This window comes from Actinoplanes sp. CA-051413 (assembly GCF_050955795.1).
In the GTDB taxonomy this organism is placed as follows: Bacteria; Actinomycetota; Actinomycetes; order Mycobacteriales; family Micromonosporaceae; genus Actinoplanes.
The window spans coordinates 5,145,841-5,160,709 of sequence record NZ_CP192100.1; the positions used below are offsets into that span (position 1 = coordinate 5,145,841).

Below are 14,869 nucleotides of genomic sequence, written 5' to 3' on the forward strand. Positions count from 1 at the left end.
GGCGTCTTCCGTAGGACGGTCTGAGAGAGAGCTGGCTGGCCGGACCGATCGAGAGAGCGTCGCAATCGCTGAGAGAAAGCCGTCCTGATCAGAGAACGGGCTTGCCGAACCAGCGGGACAGCTGAGCGTCCAGGCCCTGCTGGTCGTCCCCGGTCCAGGCGACGTAACCGTCGGGCCGCACCAACAACCCCGGAACAGACACCGCCGCAGTCGGATCCCCGAGGTAGTCCACCCGGTCCGCCCATCCGCCGACGCTCAGCCGTTCGGTGCGGTCCAGCAGCAGCCCCCGCCCGCGATGCAGCAGATCGTAGAGCCGCCCCTGCTTCACTTCGACGTCCCGCAACCGGCGACCGACCAGATCAGGCCCCGCCCCGAAGTCGTACCGGATGCCGATCGCCGTGATCTTCTCGATCAGGTGGCGGTTCACCTCGTCGAAGTCCATCAGCTCACTGAGCAGCCTGCGCAGCGCCTGCGCCCCCGGCTCGGGCGAGAACAGCGCCATCTGGGCGCGGGTGTTGTCCAGCACCTCCGCCGCCACCGGATGACGTTCGGCCTGGTACGTGTCCAGCAACCCGTCCGGCGCCCACCCGCGCACCTGGCCGGCCAGCTTCCAGCCGAGATTGACAGCATCCTGCACACCCAGGTTGAGGCCCTGCCCACCCGCGGGCGGATGGATGTGCGCCGCGTCGCCGGCCAGCAGCACCCGCCCCACCCGGTAGCGTTCGGCCAGCCGGGTCGCGTCGCCGAACCGGGAAAGCCAGCGCGGCGAGTGCACGCCGAAGTCGGTTCCGGCGACCGTGCGCAGCTCCTGCCGGAAGTCCTCGATCGTCGGCGGTTCCGCCCGCTCGCTGACTTTCGCTGCGGGGACCACGACGCGATAGACACCGTCGCCGAAGGGCTGCACGGTGAACGACTTGTGGGTGTCGCGAACCGAGGTCACCTTGGCGGCGATCTCCTCCGGCGGCGCCCCCGCCTCCATCTCGCCCATCAGGGTGTCGGTCCGGGACGGCTCGCCGGGGAACGCGACACCGAGCAGCTTGCGCACAGTGCTGCGGGCGCCGTCGCAGCCGACGAGATAACGCGAGCGCAGGCGTTCACCGCCGGCCAGTTCGACGGTCACGCCGTCGTCGTCCTGCTGGAGGTCGGTCACCGCGCAGCCGCGGCGGATCTCCGCGCCCAGGGCGGTCGCGTGTTGTTCGAGCAGGTCGACGATTACCGGCTGCGGAATGCCCAGCAGGTAGGCGTGGGCCGAATCCAGGCCCGGCGGCACGGGCTTGTTGATGGCGGCGAAGAAACCGGCGGCCGGACGCTGTCGTGCGCGTTCGCGGATGCGTTCCAGCAGACCGCGCATCGCCAGCAGCTCGATGCTGCGGATGTGCAGGCCGACGATGCGGACGAACGACACGGGCTCGGTGTCCTGCTCCAGGACGAGAACCTGTACGTCGTGCAGCCGCAGCTCGGCGGCCAGCATCGCGCCGGTCGGACCGCAGCCGGCGATGATCACGTCGAAAGTGTGCATAGGTGATGGCCTTTCGGGAGTGCCCAGTGGTGGGGCGCTCCGGCGACACCTACGTCAGTCGCCCGGCCGTGACGGGAGGGGGAGCACCCACAGCGATACAGCGTTCATGGGTCTCACCTCCTCGGGCGGTGTCACGATCGTCTGCAAGCTACAAGTCGCACCCGTCGCCGTCCACCCAATTATCTCACGGGCGCTGTTTCCGACGACCACGGGTGGTGGCGTTTGCCCTGGTCAGCCGCCGCTATGGTGCCCGGCATGTCTGCTGCTGAGGTGATCATCGTGGGTGGCGGCCCGGTCGGGCTGCTGCTGGCCGGCGAACTGGCCCTCGCCGGCGTGCGCCCGGTCGTGCTGGAGCAGTTGCCCGAGCCCAGCACGGCGTACAAGGCCAATGCTCTGGTCGGTCAGGTGGTGCGTTTCCTGGACCACCGGGGGTTCCTCGCGAAGCGGCCGCAGGCCGCACCGGCTTTCCTGTTCGGCGCGCTGCCGTTGAAACTGTCCGGCCTGGCCGACAATCCCCTGTACAGCCTGCAGATCCGCCAGGCGCAGCTGGAGGCGCTACTGGAACAGCAGGCCCGGGAACTCGGCGTGGACCTGCGGCGCGGGCACCGGTTGCTCGAGCTGCGCCAGGACGACGACGGTGTCTCCGTACGGATGCAGGGCCCGGACGGCGCCTACGGGATGCGTACCGGTTATCTGGTCGGATGTGACGGCGCGCGCAGCGGCGTCCGCAAGCAGATCGGGGTTTCCGTCGCCGGCCACACCGATCCGGGCGTCGTCTCGCGGGCCGCCCACGTGAGCGTGCCGGGGTCGTCGATCAGCGCCGAAGCCGCCGCCGTCATCCTGCCCAGCGGGGACCGGATCGGCCTGTACGCCTGGCACCGCACCGAACGCGGCGCCTACGTGATGGTGCCGCACACCCCCGGTGTCCTGATGGTGTCGGTGATCGAGTGGGACGGCCCGGCGCCGGACGGCGACGTCCCGGTCAGCCTCGGCGAGGTACGCGACAGCCTGCACCGGGTCCTCGGGCAGGATCTGCCGCTGGCCGCACCGCCGACGCCGGGGCCGCATCTGCTGCGCCGCGGGTACGTCGCCAACACCCGGATCGCCACCTCGTACCGTCAGGGCCGGGTGTTCCTCGCCGGTGACGCCGCCCACGTGCATCCCTCGGTCGGCGCGCCCGGACTGAACCTCGGGTTGCAGGACGCGGCCAACCTCGGCTGGAAACTCGCTGCGCAGGTGCACGGCTGGGCACCGCCGGGACTGCTCGACAGCTACCACGCCGAGGTCAACCGGCCGCCGGGCGGGTCACCATGCAGACCCAGGCCCAGCTCGCGCTGATGTCTCCCGGTCCTGCGGTCACCGCGTTACGCCAGGTCGTCGGCGAGCTGCTCGACCTTCCCGGTGTCACCGGGCACATCGCCGGGCTGATGGCCGGCTCTGATCTCGCGTACCGGATGCACGCCGGCACCGCCCATGCAGTGACCGGGCGGTTCGCGCCGGAGCTCGACCTGCGGATCAGCAGCCGGACCACCCGCCTCGCCGAACTCCTGCGGGCGGGCCGGCCGCTGCTGGTCGACCTCACCGGCTCCGGGCACCTGGCCGACCTGATCGGAGCGTGGCGCGACCGCGTCGACCTGGTCCGCGCCCACGCACAGACACCACCCGCCGAGGCCCTGCTCATCCTCCCGGACGGCTACGTCGCGTGGGCCCTCGGCCCGGACGGCACCGACGGGCTCCTCGACGCGCTGGCCACCTGGTTCGGCACCCCTAACCCGGAGTCAGCAGGCGGGTCAGCCGGTCCAGGCCGCTCCTGATCAGCTGCCCGTACCCGTCATCGCCGAGCGCGCCGATCCCCGCCTGCGCCTGCCGCAGGTGGTCGCGGGCCTGGCCCAGGTCGCCGAGCTTGCGGTAGCACTCGGCCAGGTTGAGGTGCAGCGACGGATACAGGCCGGCCGCCGTCAGTGGCACCCCGGCTTCGGCGACCCGGGCATCGGTGAGCTGATCGGCCGCGACCAGCGCGCGCTGGTCCCAGATCAGCTCCTGCCGGACGTCGTCCTGCACGTCGGCCAGGGCGTGCGCGAGGACGCAGACATGCAGCGGATCACCGCGTTCGCCGCCGATCTCGTCCCAGATCCGGGCGAACACCTCGCGGGCGGCGTCCGGCCGGCCCTGGTGATGGTGCAGCTCCACGCCCCGGGCGATGCGGGCAAGGGTGGGATCAGTGTCCGTCACCGGAAAATTCTGAACTCGGTCGGCGTCGCGTGTCGAGAACGTCAGGGCGGCTGCGTCCCAGGGGACACCAGCGGCCACCACCGGCGGCCGGGGACGAGGAAAGAGGGACGACCGTGCACCAGGATGAGATCACCGAGGTTCTGCACCGGCCACTCAGCCAGGAGATGCTGGCCCGGGACCTGACCCGGCTGGCGTACGTCGCCAAGGACGGCACCCCGCGCAACGTGCCGATCGCGTTCACCTGGAACGGCTCGCAGATCGTCATGTGCACCTCGACGAACGCCCCGAAGCTGCCGTCCCTGCGGGTCAACCCGATGGTCGCGCTGACCATCGACACCGAGGTGCACCCGCCCAAGATCCTGCTCATCCGCGGCCGGGCCGAGCTCGACGCCGTCGACGGCATCCCGCAGGAGTACCTGCAGATGAACGGCTCCTACACCATGACCGCCGAGCAGCGGGTGCAGTGGGAGGCGGAGGTGCGCTCGCTGTACGACGGCATGGTTCGCATCGTGGTGACGCCGACCTGGGCCAAGCTCATCGACTTCGAGACGACACTGCCCAGCGCCGTCGAGGAACTGGTGCGGCAACGCGAGCAACGGCAGCGGGCCTGAGCACAATGAGCCGTACCCGAACCGACAGGAGACCGTGATGGCCAAGTATCTGCTGCTCAAGCATTATCGGGGCGCGCCGGCACCGCCCAACGACGTGCCGATGGACCAGTGGACCCCGGAGGAGGTGTCGGCCCACCTGCAGTACATGCGTGACTTCGCCGCCCGGCTCGAGAGCACCGGCGAGTTCGTCAGCGAACAGGCACTCTCCCCGCAGGGCACGTTCGTGCGCTCCGACGGCGAGGGGCGCCCGCCGATCACCGACGGACCGTTCGCCGAGACCAAGGACCTGATCGCCGGCTGGATGATGATCGACGTGGACAGCTACGAGCGGGCGCTGGAACTGGCCGCTGAGCTGTCCGCGGCGCCGGGGGCCGGCGGCAAGCCGATCCACGAGTGGCTCGAACTGCGCCCGGCCTACACCGAGCCCGAGACCATCACGGAGTGAGAAGTGGACGAGGCCCTGCTGCGCAGCCTCACCCCCACGGTGATCGGCGTTCTCGTGCGTCGCGGCGCCGACTTCGCGGCGGCCGAGGACGCCGTGCAGGACGCCCTGCTCGAAGCCGTACGCGGGTGGCCCGGTGACCCGCCCCGCGATCCCAAGGGCTGGCTGGTCACCGTGGCCTGGCGCAAATTCCTCGACGCGACGCGCGCGGAAGCGTCCCGCCGGCACCGGGAGGTACGCGTCGAGGCCGAACCGCCGCCCGGCCCGGGTGAGGTGGTCGACGACACGCTCCAGCTGTACTTCCTGTGCGCGCACCCGTCGCTGACCCCGGCCTCGGCGGTCGCGCTGACGTTGCGGGCGGTCGGCGGGCTGAGTACCCGCCAGATCGCGCAGGCGTACCTTGTGCCGGAGGCGACCATGGCCCAGCGGATCAGCCGGGCCAAGCGGACCGTCGCCGGGGTGCGGTTCAACCAGCCCGGCGATCTCGCCACCGTGCTACGGGTGCTCTACCTGGTCTTCAACGAGGGCTACTCCGGTGACGTGGACCTGGCCGGCGAGGCGATCCGGCTCACCCGCGAGCTGGCCGCCCGGGCCCTGGACGAGGAGGTCGCCGGGCTGCTCGCGCTCATGCTGCTGCACCACGCCCGGCGCGAGGCGCGTACCGGGCCCGGCGGCCGGCTGGTGCCGCTCGCCGAGCAGGACCGCAGCCGGTGGAACACCCGGCTGATCGCCGAGGGCGTCGACGTGCTCCAGGCCGCGCTGGCCCGCGACCGGCTGGGCGAGTTCCAGGCCCAGGCGGCCATCGCCGCACTGCACGCCGACGCCCGTACGGCCGGGGAGACCGACTGGGTGCAGATCGTCGAGTGGTACGACGAACTCGTGCGCCTCACCGACAGCCCGGTGGCCCGCCTCAACCGGGCTGTCGCGGTCGGTGAGGCCGACGGCCCGCGCGCCGGACTCGCCGCCCTGGCGGAGCTGGACCCCGCGCTGCCGCGCCACCCGGCCGTCGCGGCATACCTGCACGAGCGTGACGGTGACCGGGTGGCTGCGGCGCGGCTCTACACCGCGGCTGCCGAGGGCGCGGCCAGCCTCGCCGAACGCGAGCACCTCACCCGGCAGGCCGCCCGGCTCAACGCCCTGCTGCGTGGCTGAGCGGCGTCAGCTCCTGACCGGGATGGGCACGGAGTTCCGGGGCCTGGTGGACTCCGCGGTGACGACGACCTGACTGATGTCGATGTGGACCGCATCAGCGGCCCGGCGGCGCATCTGGTCGAACAGGGCCCGGGTGATGGGCGGTCCGACGTACGTGCCGCGGACCCAGACCGTCGGCCGGCCCGTGGTGATGTCCTTGCCGCTGCCGCTGGCGGTGCCCCGCATCTTCAGCCCGGCCGGGTCCAGGACCGGCGGCTTCTCGGTCCGGCCGTTGGTGGTGACGGCGGGCCGGGCGGCCGACACGGTGAACCACAGGCCGGTGACCACGACGACCTTCGCGTCACGCACCCCGTCGATCTCAAGCAGATCCGTCGCGGCGCGTTCCAGCTGGGCCCTGGTGGTCGACTGGTCGATGGCGATCGCCGGGCCGGCGGCCGGGGCGTCGGCAAAGACCTTCCTGAGGTCCTTGATGTGGGAGTAGTCGTGGTCACCCTGGCCCAGGGCGGAGAACACCGCGGTGTAGAACTGCCGCTGGCGGCTGACCGAATCCGCGTCCCGGCCGGGGTCCGGTGTCCAGGTCAGCACCGGGATCTTGGTCTCGTACTGGCGCAGCGACGGATCCAGCGCGACAGCCGAGGCCGCCGGTGGCTGACGGTCCGGCGTTCTGTCGTTGTCGCCGCGCCCGGCTCCGGCGATGACCGCCCCGCCGATCGACAGGCCGAGCACCACCGCGAACAAGCTGCTGGCGGCCACTCGCGCTGTGCGGCGGCCGCGGGCCACACCTTCGACCGACTCGTACGTGGGCACGAACGCCCGCCGACGCGCGTCGGCGGCGGCGTCCCGCAGCAGGGCCTCCAGCTCGGGCAGCGGATTGTCCAGTAGGGGGTTCTCGTTGTCAGACATGGCGGCCCTCCAGGCTCACGATGGTGTCCTGCCCCGCGGGCAGGGCCGGGGTGGTGTCGGCCTCGTCGAGGATCTGGCGCAGGGCTTCGCGGCCGCGCGAGAGCCGGGCCTTGACCGTGCCCGGCGGCGCCCCGGTCTCCGCGGCGACCTGATCGACGGAGCGGTCACACAGGTGGTGCAGCACGATCGCGCGCCGCTGCTCCTCGGGCAGCCGCTGCAGCGCTGCCACGATCAGCGGCGTCTCCACCCCGGGCGCGGGTACGTCCGCGATCGGTCCGTGCCGCCGCCACGCCGCCAGCCGCGACCGGCCGGACCGCCAGCGGCTGACCGCGATCCGGCGCGCGACCGTCCTGATCCACGCCTCCGGCTCGTCGCCGTCGGCGAAGCGCCGCCGTCTGCTCCAGGCCCGGATGAACGCCTCCTGCACGGCGTCCTGGGCCTCGCCGAAATCGCCGGTGAGCAGGTAGACCTGCCCGACCAGCCGGGCGAACGCCGAAGCATAGAACGCCCTGTAGTCCTCGTCCGTCACGCCGAACCCGCTTCCCCTCGGTGCGTGCCTCTGCCCCTGGCACGCCGCCGGGCGGCCCGCCGGTTGCAGCGAACCGGAGATTTCTCAGCGCGGGTCGCCGAAACCGCTGCTGGCGGCGCGGATCTCGGTGATGAAGGCGGCTACCGCCGGGTGGGTCGCGGCGCCGCGACGGTACGCGATCCGGGTACGCCGGCGCGTCTGCAACGGCACGAGCCAGACGCCGGTGGGTGGCTTCGCCGTGGCCAGTTCGGGCACCAGCGACACGCCCTGGCCGGCGGCGACCAGCGCGAGCACCGTGGTGAAGTCGTCGGCCTGGTGCCGGGCCCGGGGCGTGAAGCCCGCCGCTCGGCACACGTGCAGGGTCACGTCGTGGCACAGCGTTCCGGGGCTCGCCACGATCCAGTCCGCGTCACGCTGGTCCCGCAGCGACCCCGAACCGGTCGACGGCAGCGCCAGGTACACCGTCTCGTCCAGCAGCGGCACGGCGTCGAGCATCGGGTCGGGTTTGACCGGGACGACGTCGTAGTCGTGCAGCAGGCCCACGTCGAGCCGGTGCTCGCGCAGCGCGTCCGGGACGGCCGCCGGGTCCAGCTCGGTGACCATGAGCTCCAGCCCGGGGTGGCGTTCGGCCAGGGCGACCAGGGTGGCCGGCAGCAGGGTGCGGACCGCGGTGGGGAACGCGCCGATGCGCAACGGCCCGGACAGGCCGGTGGCCAGCGCGGCGATCGCCGTGGTGGTCTGCTCGAGCGCGGCCAGCACGCACTCGCCGTGCTGGACCAGGACCCGGCCGGCCGGGGTCAGGGCGACGCGCCGGCCGGTGCGTTCCAGCAGGGGCAGGCCGACTTCGCGTTCCAGGGCCGACAGCTGCTGGGAGACCGCGGACGGCGTGTACATGTGCGCCTGCGCGACAGCGTTGATCGTGTCGAGGCGGGCGAGGTCGCAGAGCAGGCGCAGGCGCCGGACATCCAGCATCAGCTGAGCTTACGGTTCTGCGCAGAAATGTGAACTGGACCTTATGGCAGTTGGTGCCAGAGGCTGGGCCCATGACCTTCTCCGGTGTGTACGTCCCGCTGATCACCCCGTTCGACGCCGACGGGTCGGTGGCCCTGGACGCGCTGGAAGTGCTGGCCCGGGAGGTGCTGGCCGGGGGTGCGGCCGGGCTGGTGGCGCTGGGCACGACCGGGGAGCCGGCGTCGCTGAGCGCGGACGAGCAGCGGGCCGTGCTGGACGTGGTCACGCGGGTGTGCCGGGACGGCAACGCCGCGCTGGTGGTCGGGGCGAACTCGGTCGAGGCGTTGCGGGCGTTGCGGGAACGGCCCGGGGTTGATGCCGCGTTGAGTCTGGTGCCGCCGTTCCTGCGCCCCGGGGAGGACGGTGTTGTCGCGTACTTCGAGGCGCTGGCCGCGGCGAGCCCGGTGCCGGTGCTGGTCTACCACGTGCCGTACCGGACGGGGCAGCCGTTGTCAGCGGCGGCCCTGCGGCGCCTGGATGCGATCCCGGGGGTGGCCGGGGTGAAGCTGGCGGCGGGTGGCATCGACGCGGCGACCGTGGAGCTGCTGGCCGATCCGCCCGCCGGGTTCGCGGTGCTCGGCGGTGACGACGCGTTCGTGTCGCCGCTGCTGGCCCTGGGTGCGCACGGCGGGATCCTGGCCTCGGCGCACGTGGCCACCGACCGCTTCGCCGAGCTGGTGCGGGCGTGGGCCGCGGGGGATGCCGTGCGGGCGCGGGCGGTGGGTCATGCGCTGGCTGGGCTCGCGCTGGCGTTGTTCGCCGAGCCGAACCCGACGGTGATCAAGGGCGTGCTGCACGCGCAGGGCCGGATCCCGACTGCCGCCGTACGGCTGCCGCTCGTGCCGGCCGCCACCCACAGTGTCGAGGCGGCCTTGAAGCACCTCTAGCCGAGGGCGTCGCGGACGGCGGCGATGAGGCGGGTGGCCCGGGCGTCGCCGTAGCCGACCATGCGGTTGGCGACGTACGCGAAGCCGACGCCGTACTCGTCGTCGCCGAAGGCGAACTGCCCGCCCGCGCCGTCGTTGCCGAAGCTGCGCGCGCCCGGCAGTGCCCGGAAGGCCGAGTCGAGCAGGAAGCCCGAGCCCCACCGCTGTCCCGCGTCCATCCCGGACCAGCTCGCGCCGGCGGACTGCTCACGGAGCAGGTCCGTCACGGTCTGCGCAGTGAGCAGCCGGTCGTCGCCGGTCACCGCAGCGGCGAACAGTGCGGCCAGGCCGGTCGCCGACGACACGGCGCCCGCACCGGGGATCTCGGCGGTGAGCAGCTCGGGATCGTTCCAGCCGTGCGGCTCGTCCAGGCCGGGGAAGACGAACGCGCCGTTCATCGTGACCATCCGCATGATCAGCGTCTCGGGGCCGGGCATCGGCGGGCGGCCCGGCGCCTCGGTGAGCCGGGCGAGATCCCCGAGCTCCTCGCGGGGTACGCCGATCCTGGTGCGCAGCCCGAGCCGGTCCGCGATAGCCGCGCGGAAATAGGCGCCCGGGCTCAGCCCGGTGATCCGCCGGATCAGCTCACCGAGCAGGAAACCGAAGACATGAGCGTGATACTCGTACGCCGTGCCGGGCTCCCACAGCGGCGCCTGCTCCTCGATGGCCCGCACGACCGGCGTCCACGCGGTGACCTCTTCGAACGACAGACTCCGGTCGAGGACCGGCAGCCCGGCCCGGTGCCCGAGCACCATCCGCGTGGTGATGCCCTCCTTGCCGTGCGCGGCGAACGCCGGCCAGTACCGGCTCACCGGCGCGTCGAGGTCCAGTTCACCGCGCTGGGCGAGCAGGTGCGTGCAGATGCTCACCACGGCCTTCGCGCACGAGAACACCGGCACCGCGGTGTCGACGGTCCACGCCCGGCCGGTGCGCTCGTCGGCGACGCCCCCGCACAGCTCGACCACCTTGCGGCCGCCGGCGTAGACGGTGACGGCCGCGCCGAGCTCCGGGAAGTCGCCGAAGTTGCGGGTGAAGACGTCGGCCACCGCGCCGAAACGCTCGTCGGCCTCTCCCCTGATGTCCACAGCGGGACACGGTAGGCGGCCCGCGGCGCCGCCTCCACCGATTTGCGACGGCCTCAGCGGATCAGGGCCAGGGCCCGCTCGGCCAGGCCGGGCGGCGCGGACCGGGGCGATCCGGCGGTGAACGGCGGGTCCGGGTCGTACTCGACGGCCAGCTGGACGGTTTGCGCGGTCTCGTCGTCGCGCAGCCGGGCCAGCAGGGTCAGCGCCATGTCGATCCCGGCGGAGACGCCCGCCGCGGTGATCACCGGGCCGTCGGTCACGACCCGCTGCTCGACCGGCTGCGCCCCGAACGCGGCGAGCCCGTCACGCCACCCCCAGTGGCTGGTGGCCCGGCGCCCCTCCAGCAACCCGGCCGCGGCCAGCACGAACGAGCCGCTGCAGACCGAGGTCATCCACTGTGGGCGGGCCGCCAGCAGCCAGGCGCGCAGCTCGGGATCGTGCATCGCCTCGGCGGTGCCGGGGCCGCCGGGCACGACGATGACCTCCGGGTGCGGCAGGTCGGCGTAACCGGCGGTCGCGGACAGGGTGAGGCTGCCGAGGTCGTCGGTCACCGGGCCGGGCGCCGCGGCCACGAACGTCACGGTGACCTGCGGGGCGAAGCCGAGCACGGTGTACGGGCCGACGGCGTCCAGGGCGGTGAACCGGGGATAGAGCGGAATGGCGACGTGCATGCCTCAGGCCTCTCTGTGCTGGAAGCGGCGGCGGTAGTCGGCCGGTGAGATCCGCCAGCGGCGCCGGAACGTGCGGTACAGGGTCTCGGGCAGGCCCAGGCCGCAGTCGCGGGCGACCCGGGCCAGCGGCGCGTCGGTGGACTCGAGCAGGCGGCGGGCCGCCTCGGCCCGGCTGTGCTCGACGTAGCGGCCGGGCGGCAGGCCGACCTGGCGGGTGAAGACGCGGGAGAAGTGCCGTTCGCTCATCGCCGCCCGCCGGGCCAGGGCCGGCACGCTCAGGTCCGCGGCCGGGTTCGCGTCGATGTAGGCGCGCAGCTCACGCAGGGGTTCACTGCGCGGGACGCCGGTGCGCATCGGCGTGCTGAACTGGCTCTGCCCGCCGGGCCGGTGCAGGTAGACGACCAGGCCGCGGGCGACGTCGGCGGCCAGGGCGGTGCCGTGGTCCTCGGCCACCAGCGCCAGCGCCAGGTCGATGCCCGCGGTGACCCCGGCGGAGGTCCAGACGGTGCCGTCGCGCACGTAGATCGGGTCCGCGTCGACCTCGACCCGCGGGTAGGCGGCGGCGAGGTCCTCGGCGACCAGCCAGTGCGTGGTCGCGCGGCGCCCGTCGAGCAGCCCGGCCTCGGCCAGCAGCAGGGCGCCGTTGCACACCGACGCGACCCGCCGGGCGCGGCCGGCGAGCCGGGCGATCGGCGCGGCCAGGTGCAGGTGCTGCGGCGCGGACAGCCCGCCGGCCACCAGCAGCGTGTCGATGTCGGTGAGGTCGTCGAAGGCGACCGCGGTGGTGGTGACGCCGTTGTGGGCCCGGACCGGGCCGGCCTCGGCGGCCGCCACGTCGAGGTGGTAGCCGCCGCGGGCGATCAGGGCCGCGGTGGCGAACACGTCGGCCGGGCCGGCCAGGTCGAGCAGCTGGAATCCGTCGTAGACGACGACGGCGATGCGGCGGTCCCCCATGGCGTCGATGATCGCCGGGTACGCGGGGCGGCGTCCACGCCACAACCATGACGATTTCGGCCATCGGGCGGGATCAGCCCAGGATGCGGCGGGCCTCCGCGAGGACGGCAGGCGATGCCAGCGGCGCCCAGGACGCGAACAGCTCGCGGAAGTAGGCGCCGTGGCGGGCGACGAACGTCGGGTCCTGTTCGGCCACGTCGAGCTCGTTGACGATGCTCAGGTCGGTGAACGGGCCGGTCTGCTCCGGGGCCAGCTCGTGAGTGCCGCCGGTGAAGCGGTCCCGCACCTGCCGGGTGTCGGGCAGAGGCCGCCAGGTGCGGGAACGGTCGCAGGCGCCGTACAGGTAGATCAGTGCCTCGGCGGGCTCGCCGACCAGGTCGCGCAGGACCGCCCGGTCCGCGACCGCCAGCAGGGTCCGGTCGAAGCCGTCGGTGCCGTAGGCGGCGTGGGCCAGCCCGGCCAGCTGCACCTGCGGGTCGTGGCCGAGTGCGCCGAGCCGGTCGTGGACCCGGCCGAGGTGGGCGTAGAGGGTGCCGCCGGGGTGCGCGATGCTCTCGGCGCCGCGTTCGCGCAGCCAGGCCCGCACGGTCTGCTCGGTGCTCATCGCGCCGGGCCTGCGCCGGTCAGCACGGCGACCTTGCCAGTCTCCAGCGCCACCCACACGTTGCCGTCCGGGCCGATGGTCAGGCCGTGCGGTTCGGATTTCGGGCTCGGCAGGTCGTGCTCGGTGACGGTGCCGTCGGCGCTGATGTGCGCGACGCGGTTGGCGCCCCACTCGGTGAACCAGCAGCCGTCGCCGCCGGCGACGATCGCGTGCGGTCGGGCCGCGCGGTCGGGCAGCGGGAACTCGGTCACCGTGCCGTCCGGGGTGATCCGGGCGACCTGGCCGGCGCCGATCTCGACGCACCACAGCGCGTCGCCGCCGGCGGTGATGCCGACCGGCGCGGCGGCCGGGGTGGGCAGGTCGAGCAGGGTGACCGTGCCGTCGGTGGTGATCCGGCCGACGGCGTTGGCCTGGTTGAGGGTGAACCACAGGGCTTCGTCGGGGCCGGCTGTGATGGTCGAGACGAACGCCTGCGAGACCGGCAGGGCGAACTCGCGCAGGTCGCCGTCCGGGGTGAGACGCCCGATCCGGTCGGCGTTCATCTCGGTGAACCAGAGCGCGCCGTCGGGGCCGGCGGTGATCCCGTACGGGCCGCAGCCGCGCGTGGGCAGCGCGAACTCGCTGAGCTGCCCGTCGGTGGTGATCCGGGCGATCCGGTCGTCCTGGGTGCGGGTGAACCACAGCGCCCCGTCCGGGCCGGCGGTGATCAGGCTGGGCTGACAGTCGGGCGCGCCCAGGTCGAACGTGCGCAGGTCACCGCCGGTGGTGAGCCGCGCGACCCGCCCGGCGTGCACGAGGGTCAGCCACAGGGCACCGTCGGGGCCGGTCGTGATGCCGTACGGGCCGGCATCCTCGTCGGCGACCGTGATCTCCCGGATGTCCATGCCGTTCCTCTCCGCTGCCTCAGGGCACTTCCGGGTCGGGCGGGCGCCAGCCGCGGCGCCGGCCCCGGCGCAGGGCGGCGGCGACGACCACGACCAGCAGCACCACGCCGGCGCCGATCCCGGCGACCAGCAGGGACATGTCCTGCGCGTGGGCCCGGCGTGCGGCCAGCGCCAGCGCCGCGGGGTCCTCGGTGTGCATGACCGCCGGTGCCGGCGGCGGCGGGGACTCCGGGCCGAGGGTCTCGGTCAGCGCCCGGTACGGGTTCAGCACGCCGAAGCCGTACAGCTCGCTGCGGCGCCCGCCGGGGGCCGGGTCCGCGGTGGCCAGGATGCGCCGGGCCACCTGGGCCGGGGTCAGCGACGGGAACCGCTGCTTGAGCAGTGCGGCGGTGGCCGCCACGAACGGTGTCGCGTAGCTGGTGCCGTCGCCCTGGGTGTGCCCGGAGCGGCGCGCGGCGATGGTCACCCCGACGCCCGGGGCCATCACGTCCACGTAGTCGCCGTGCTGGGAGAAGTCGCCGGCCACGCCGTTGGCTCCGATGGCCCCGACGCCGATGACGTCGGGATAGGACGCCGGGTAGGGCCGCGGGTTGCCGTCGTCGGGGCGCCCGTCGTTGCCGGCCGCGGCGACCACGACGACACCGGCGGCGACGGCCCGGGCGACGGCGGCGCGGACTCTGCCGTCGTCGGTGGTCATCACCAGCGACATGTTGATCACGTCGGCGCCGCCCTCGTCGACGGCCCAGTCGATGGCGGTGGCGAACTTGGCCGGGCTGACCGGCCCGCCGGTGCTCTGGTCGGTGTCGGTCTGCTCGCTGACCCGCACCGGCACGATGGTCGCGTCCGGGGCCAGCCCGCGCAGGCCGGCGCCGGCGACGGGCTCAGCGGCGATGAGGCTGGCCACGGCCGTGCCGTGGCCGACGCAGTCCTGGCGCCCGGTCGCGTCGCCGTGCAGGAAGTCCTGGCCGGCGGCGACCCGGTCGCGCAGCTGCGGATGGTCGGCGTCCACGCCGGAGTCGATGACCGCGACGCGCACGCCGGCGCCGGTGGCGAACGGCGCGAGCCGTTCCGGGGCGAACAGCTGTGTCTCGTACGGCTTGGCCGCGCTGACCTTGGCCGGGCCGGGCAGGGTGGGGCAGACGAAGGCCCGGGCCTGGGCGGGCGCGGCCGGCAGCAGCACGGCAGCCAACCCGGCCAGCGCACCCAGCGCTGCCGTAACCCTGTGCAACCTCATCGCCACTCCCCCGCACCACGACCGGCTTGGATGTTACCGAGCCGGGCCCCGCAACGGTGACCCGGAGGCTGTGAGCACCGGCTCGATTGACCGGTTCCGGCGCTCGCCGCTA

General features: G+C 73.3%; 17 protein-coding genes. 6 read left to right on the top strand and 11 right to left on the bottom strand.

Annotation, left to right across the window (positions count from 1 at the left end; translation table 11 throughout):
• Positions 1-88: 88 nt before the first annotated feature.
• On the bottom strand, positions 89-1,519 hold the full coding sequence (gene rox / locus ACQP2Y_RS24300) for a rifampin monooxygenase (RefSeq protein ID WP_433717156.1): 1,431 nt from the start codon (positions 1,517-1,519) through the stop codon (positions 89-91).
• Between the two features lie 255 nt (positions 1,520-1,774).
• Between rox and ACQP2Y_RS24305 the strand changes: the two genes are divergently transcribed.
• Both ACQP2Y_RS24305 and ACQP2Y_RS24310 read left to right on the top strand, forming a co-directional pair.
• A complete protein-coding gene (locus ACQP2Y_RS24305; protein ID WP_433717158.1) occupies positions 1,775-2,857 on the top strand; it encodes an FAD-dependent monooxygenase in 1,083 nt (360 codons plus the stop codon).
• Positions 2,830-3,333, top strand: coding sequence for a hypothetical protein (locus ACQP2Y_RS24310; RefSeq protein WP_433717160.1), 504 nt, complete (start codon positions 2,830-2,832; stop codon positions 3,331-3,333). The genes ACQP2Y_RS24305 and ACQP2Y_RS24310 overlap by 28 nt, the downstream gene beginning before the upstream one ends.
• Here ACQP2Y_RS24310 and ACQP2Y_RS24315 read toward each other — a convergent pair.
• Positions 3,287-3,751, bottom strand: coding sequence for a tetratricopeptide repeat protein (locus ACQP2Y_RS24315; protein ID WP_433717162.1), 465 nt, complete (start codon positions 3,749-3,751; stop codon positions 3,287-3,289). The two genes, ACQP2Y_RS24310 and ACQP2Y_RS24315, sit on opposite strands and share 47 nt — an antisense overlap.
• A 113-nt stretch (positions 3,752-3,864) precedes the next feature.
• Here ACQP2Y_RS24315 and ACQP2Y_RS24320 point away from each other — a divergent pair, with 113 nt between their 5' ends.
• Genes ACQP2Y_RS24320 through ACQP2Y_RS24330 form a run of 3 tightly spaced genes read left to right on the top strand, consistent with a single transcriptional unit; the run spans position 3,865 to position 5,956 of the window.
• The gene (locus tag ACQP2Y_RS24320; RefSeq protein WP_433717164.1) at positions 3,865-4,362 is read left to right on the top strand and encodes a pyridoxamine 5'-phosphate oxidase family protein; all 498 of its coding nucleotides are present in this window, start codon (positions 3,865-3,867) and stop codon (positions 4,360-4,362) included.
• Positions 4,363-4,399: 37 nt separating this feature from the next.
• Entirely contained in the window at positions 4,400-4,807 is a 408-nt protein-coding gene (locus ACQP2Y_RS24325; protein ID WP_360819236.1) for a YciI family protein, read from the top strand.
• Between the two features lie 3 nt (positions 4,808-4,810).
• Positions 4,811-5,956, top strand: a complete 1,146-nt coding sequence (locus ACQP2Y_RS24330; protein ID WP_433717166.1) for an RNA polymerase sigma factor — start codon at positions 4,811-4,813, stop codon at positions 5,954-5,956.
• A gap of 6 nt (positions 5,957-5,962) precedes the next feature.
• Here the strand turns inward: ACQP2Y_RS24330 and ACQP2Y_RS24335 are convergent, their stop codons facing one another.
• From ACQP2Y_RS24335 to ACQP2Y_RS24345, 3 genes are all read right to left on the bottom strand, one after another.
• Positions 5,963-6,859: a hypothetical protein gene (locus ACQP2Y_RS24335; protein WP_433717168.1), complete on the bottom strand. Its 897-nt coding sequence runs from the start codon at positions 6,857-6,859 to the stop codon at positions 5,963-5,965.
• On the bottom strand, positions 6,852-7,388 hold the full coding sequence (locus ACQP2Y_RS24340) for a SigE family RNA polymerase sigma factor (RefSeq protein ID WP_433717170.1): 537 nt from the start codon (positions 7,386-7,388) through the stop codon (positions 6,852-6,854). Before ACQP2Y_RS24340 ends, ACQP2Y_RS24335 begins: the two co-directional genes overlap by 8 nt.
• Positions 7,389-7,472: 84 nt before the next feature.
• The gene (locus ACQP2Y_RS24345) at positions 7,473-8,360 is read right to left on the bottom strand and encodes a LysR family transcriptional regulator (protein WP_433717172.1); all 888 of its coding nucleotides are present in this window, start codon (positions 8,358-8,360) and stop codon (positions 7,473-7,475) included.
• A gap of 71 nt (positions 8,361-8,431) precedes the next feature.
• Here ACQP2Y_RS24345 and ACQP2Y_RS24350 point away from each other — a divergent pair, with 71 nt between their 5' ends.
• Positions 8,432-9,286, top strand: a complete 855-nt coding sequence (locus ACQP2Y_RS24350) for a dihydrodipicolinate synthase family protein (RefSeq protein WP_433717174.1) — start codon at positions 8,432-8,434, stop codon at positions 9,284-9,286.
• Here the strand turns inward: ACQP2Y_RS24350 and ACQP2Y_RS24355 are convergent.
• The 6 genes from ACQP2Y_RS24355 to mycP all read right to left on the bottom strand — a co-directional run bounded on the left by ACQP2Y_RS24355 (position 9,283) and on the right by mycP (position 14,757).
• Entirely contained in the window at positions 9,283-10,410 is a 1,128-nt protein-coding gene (locus ACQP2Y_RS24355) for a serine hydrolase domain-containing protein (RefSeq protein WP_433717176.1), read from the bottom strand. The genes ACQP2Y_RS24350 and ACQP2Y_RS24355 overlap by 4 nt on opposite strands.
• 53 nt (positions 10,411-10,463) lie before the next feature.
• A complete protein-coding gene (locus ACQP2Y_RS24360; RefSeq protein WP_433717178.1) occupies positions 10,464-11,081 on the bottom strand; it encodes a DJ-1/PfpI family protein in 618 nt (205 codons plus the stop codon).
• 3 nt (positions 11,082-11,084) lie between these two features.
• Entirely contained in the window at positions 11,085-12,035 is a 951-nt protein-coding gene (locus tag ACQP2Y_RS24365; RefSeq protein ID WP_433717180.1) for a GlxA family transcriptional regulator, read from the bottom strand.
• A 73-nt stretch (positions 12,036-12,108) separates the two neighbouring features.
• Positions 12,109-12,639: a DUF6817 domain-containing protein gene (locus ACQP2Y_RS24370; RefSeq protein WP_433717182.1), complete on the bottom strand. Its 531-nt coding sequence runs from the start codon at positions 12,637-12,639 to the stop codon at positions 12,109-12,111.
• Positions 12,636-13,523 (bottom strand): Vgb family protein, encoded by an 888-nt coding sequence (locus ACQP2Y_RS24375; RefSeq protein ID WP_433717184.1) that lies wholly within the window; start codon positions 13,521-13,523, stop codon positions 12,636-12,638. Before ACQP2Y_RS24375 ends, ACQP2Y_RS24370 begins: the two co-directional genes overlap by 4 nt.
• 19 nt (positions 13,524-13,542) lie before the next feature.
• Positions 13,543-14,757, bottom strand: coding sequence for a type VII secretion-associated serine protease mycosin (gene mycP, locus ACQP2Y_RS24380; RefSeq protein ID WP_433717186.1), 1,215 nt, complete (start codon positions 14,755-14,757; stop codon positions 13,543-13,545).
• Positions 14,758-14,869: the final 112 nt, after the last annotated feature.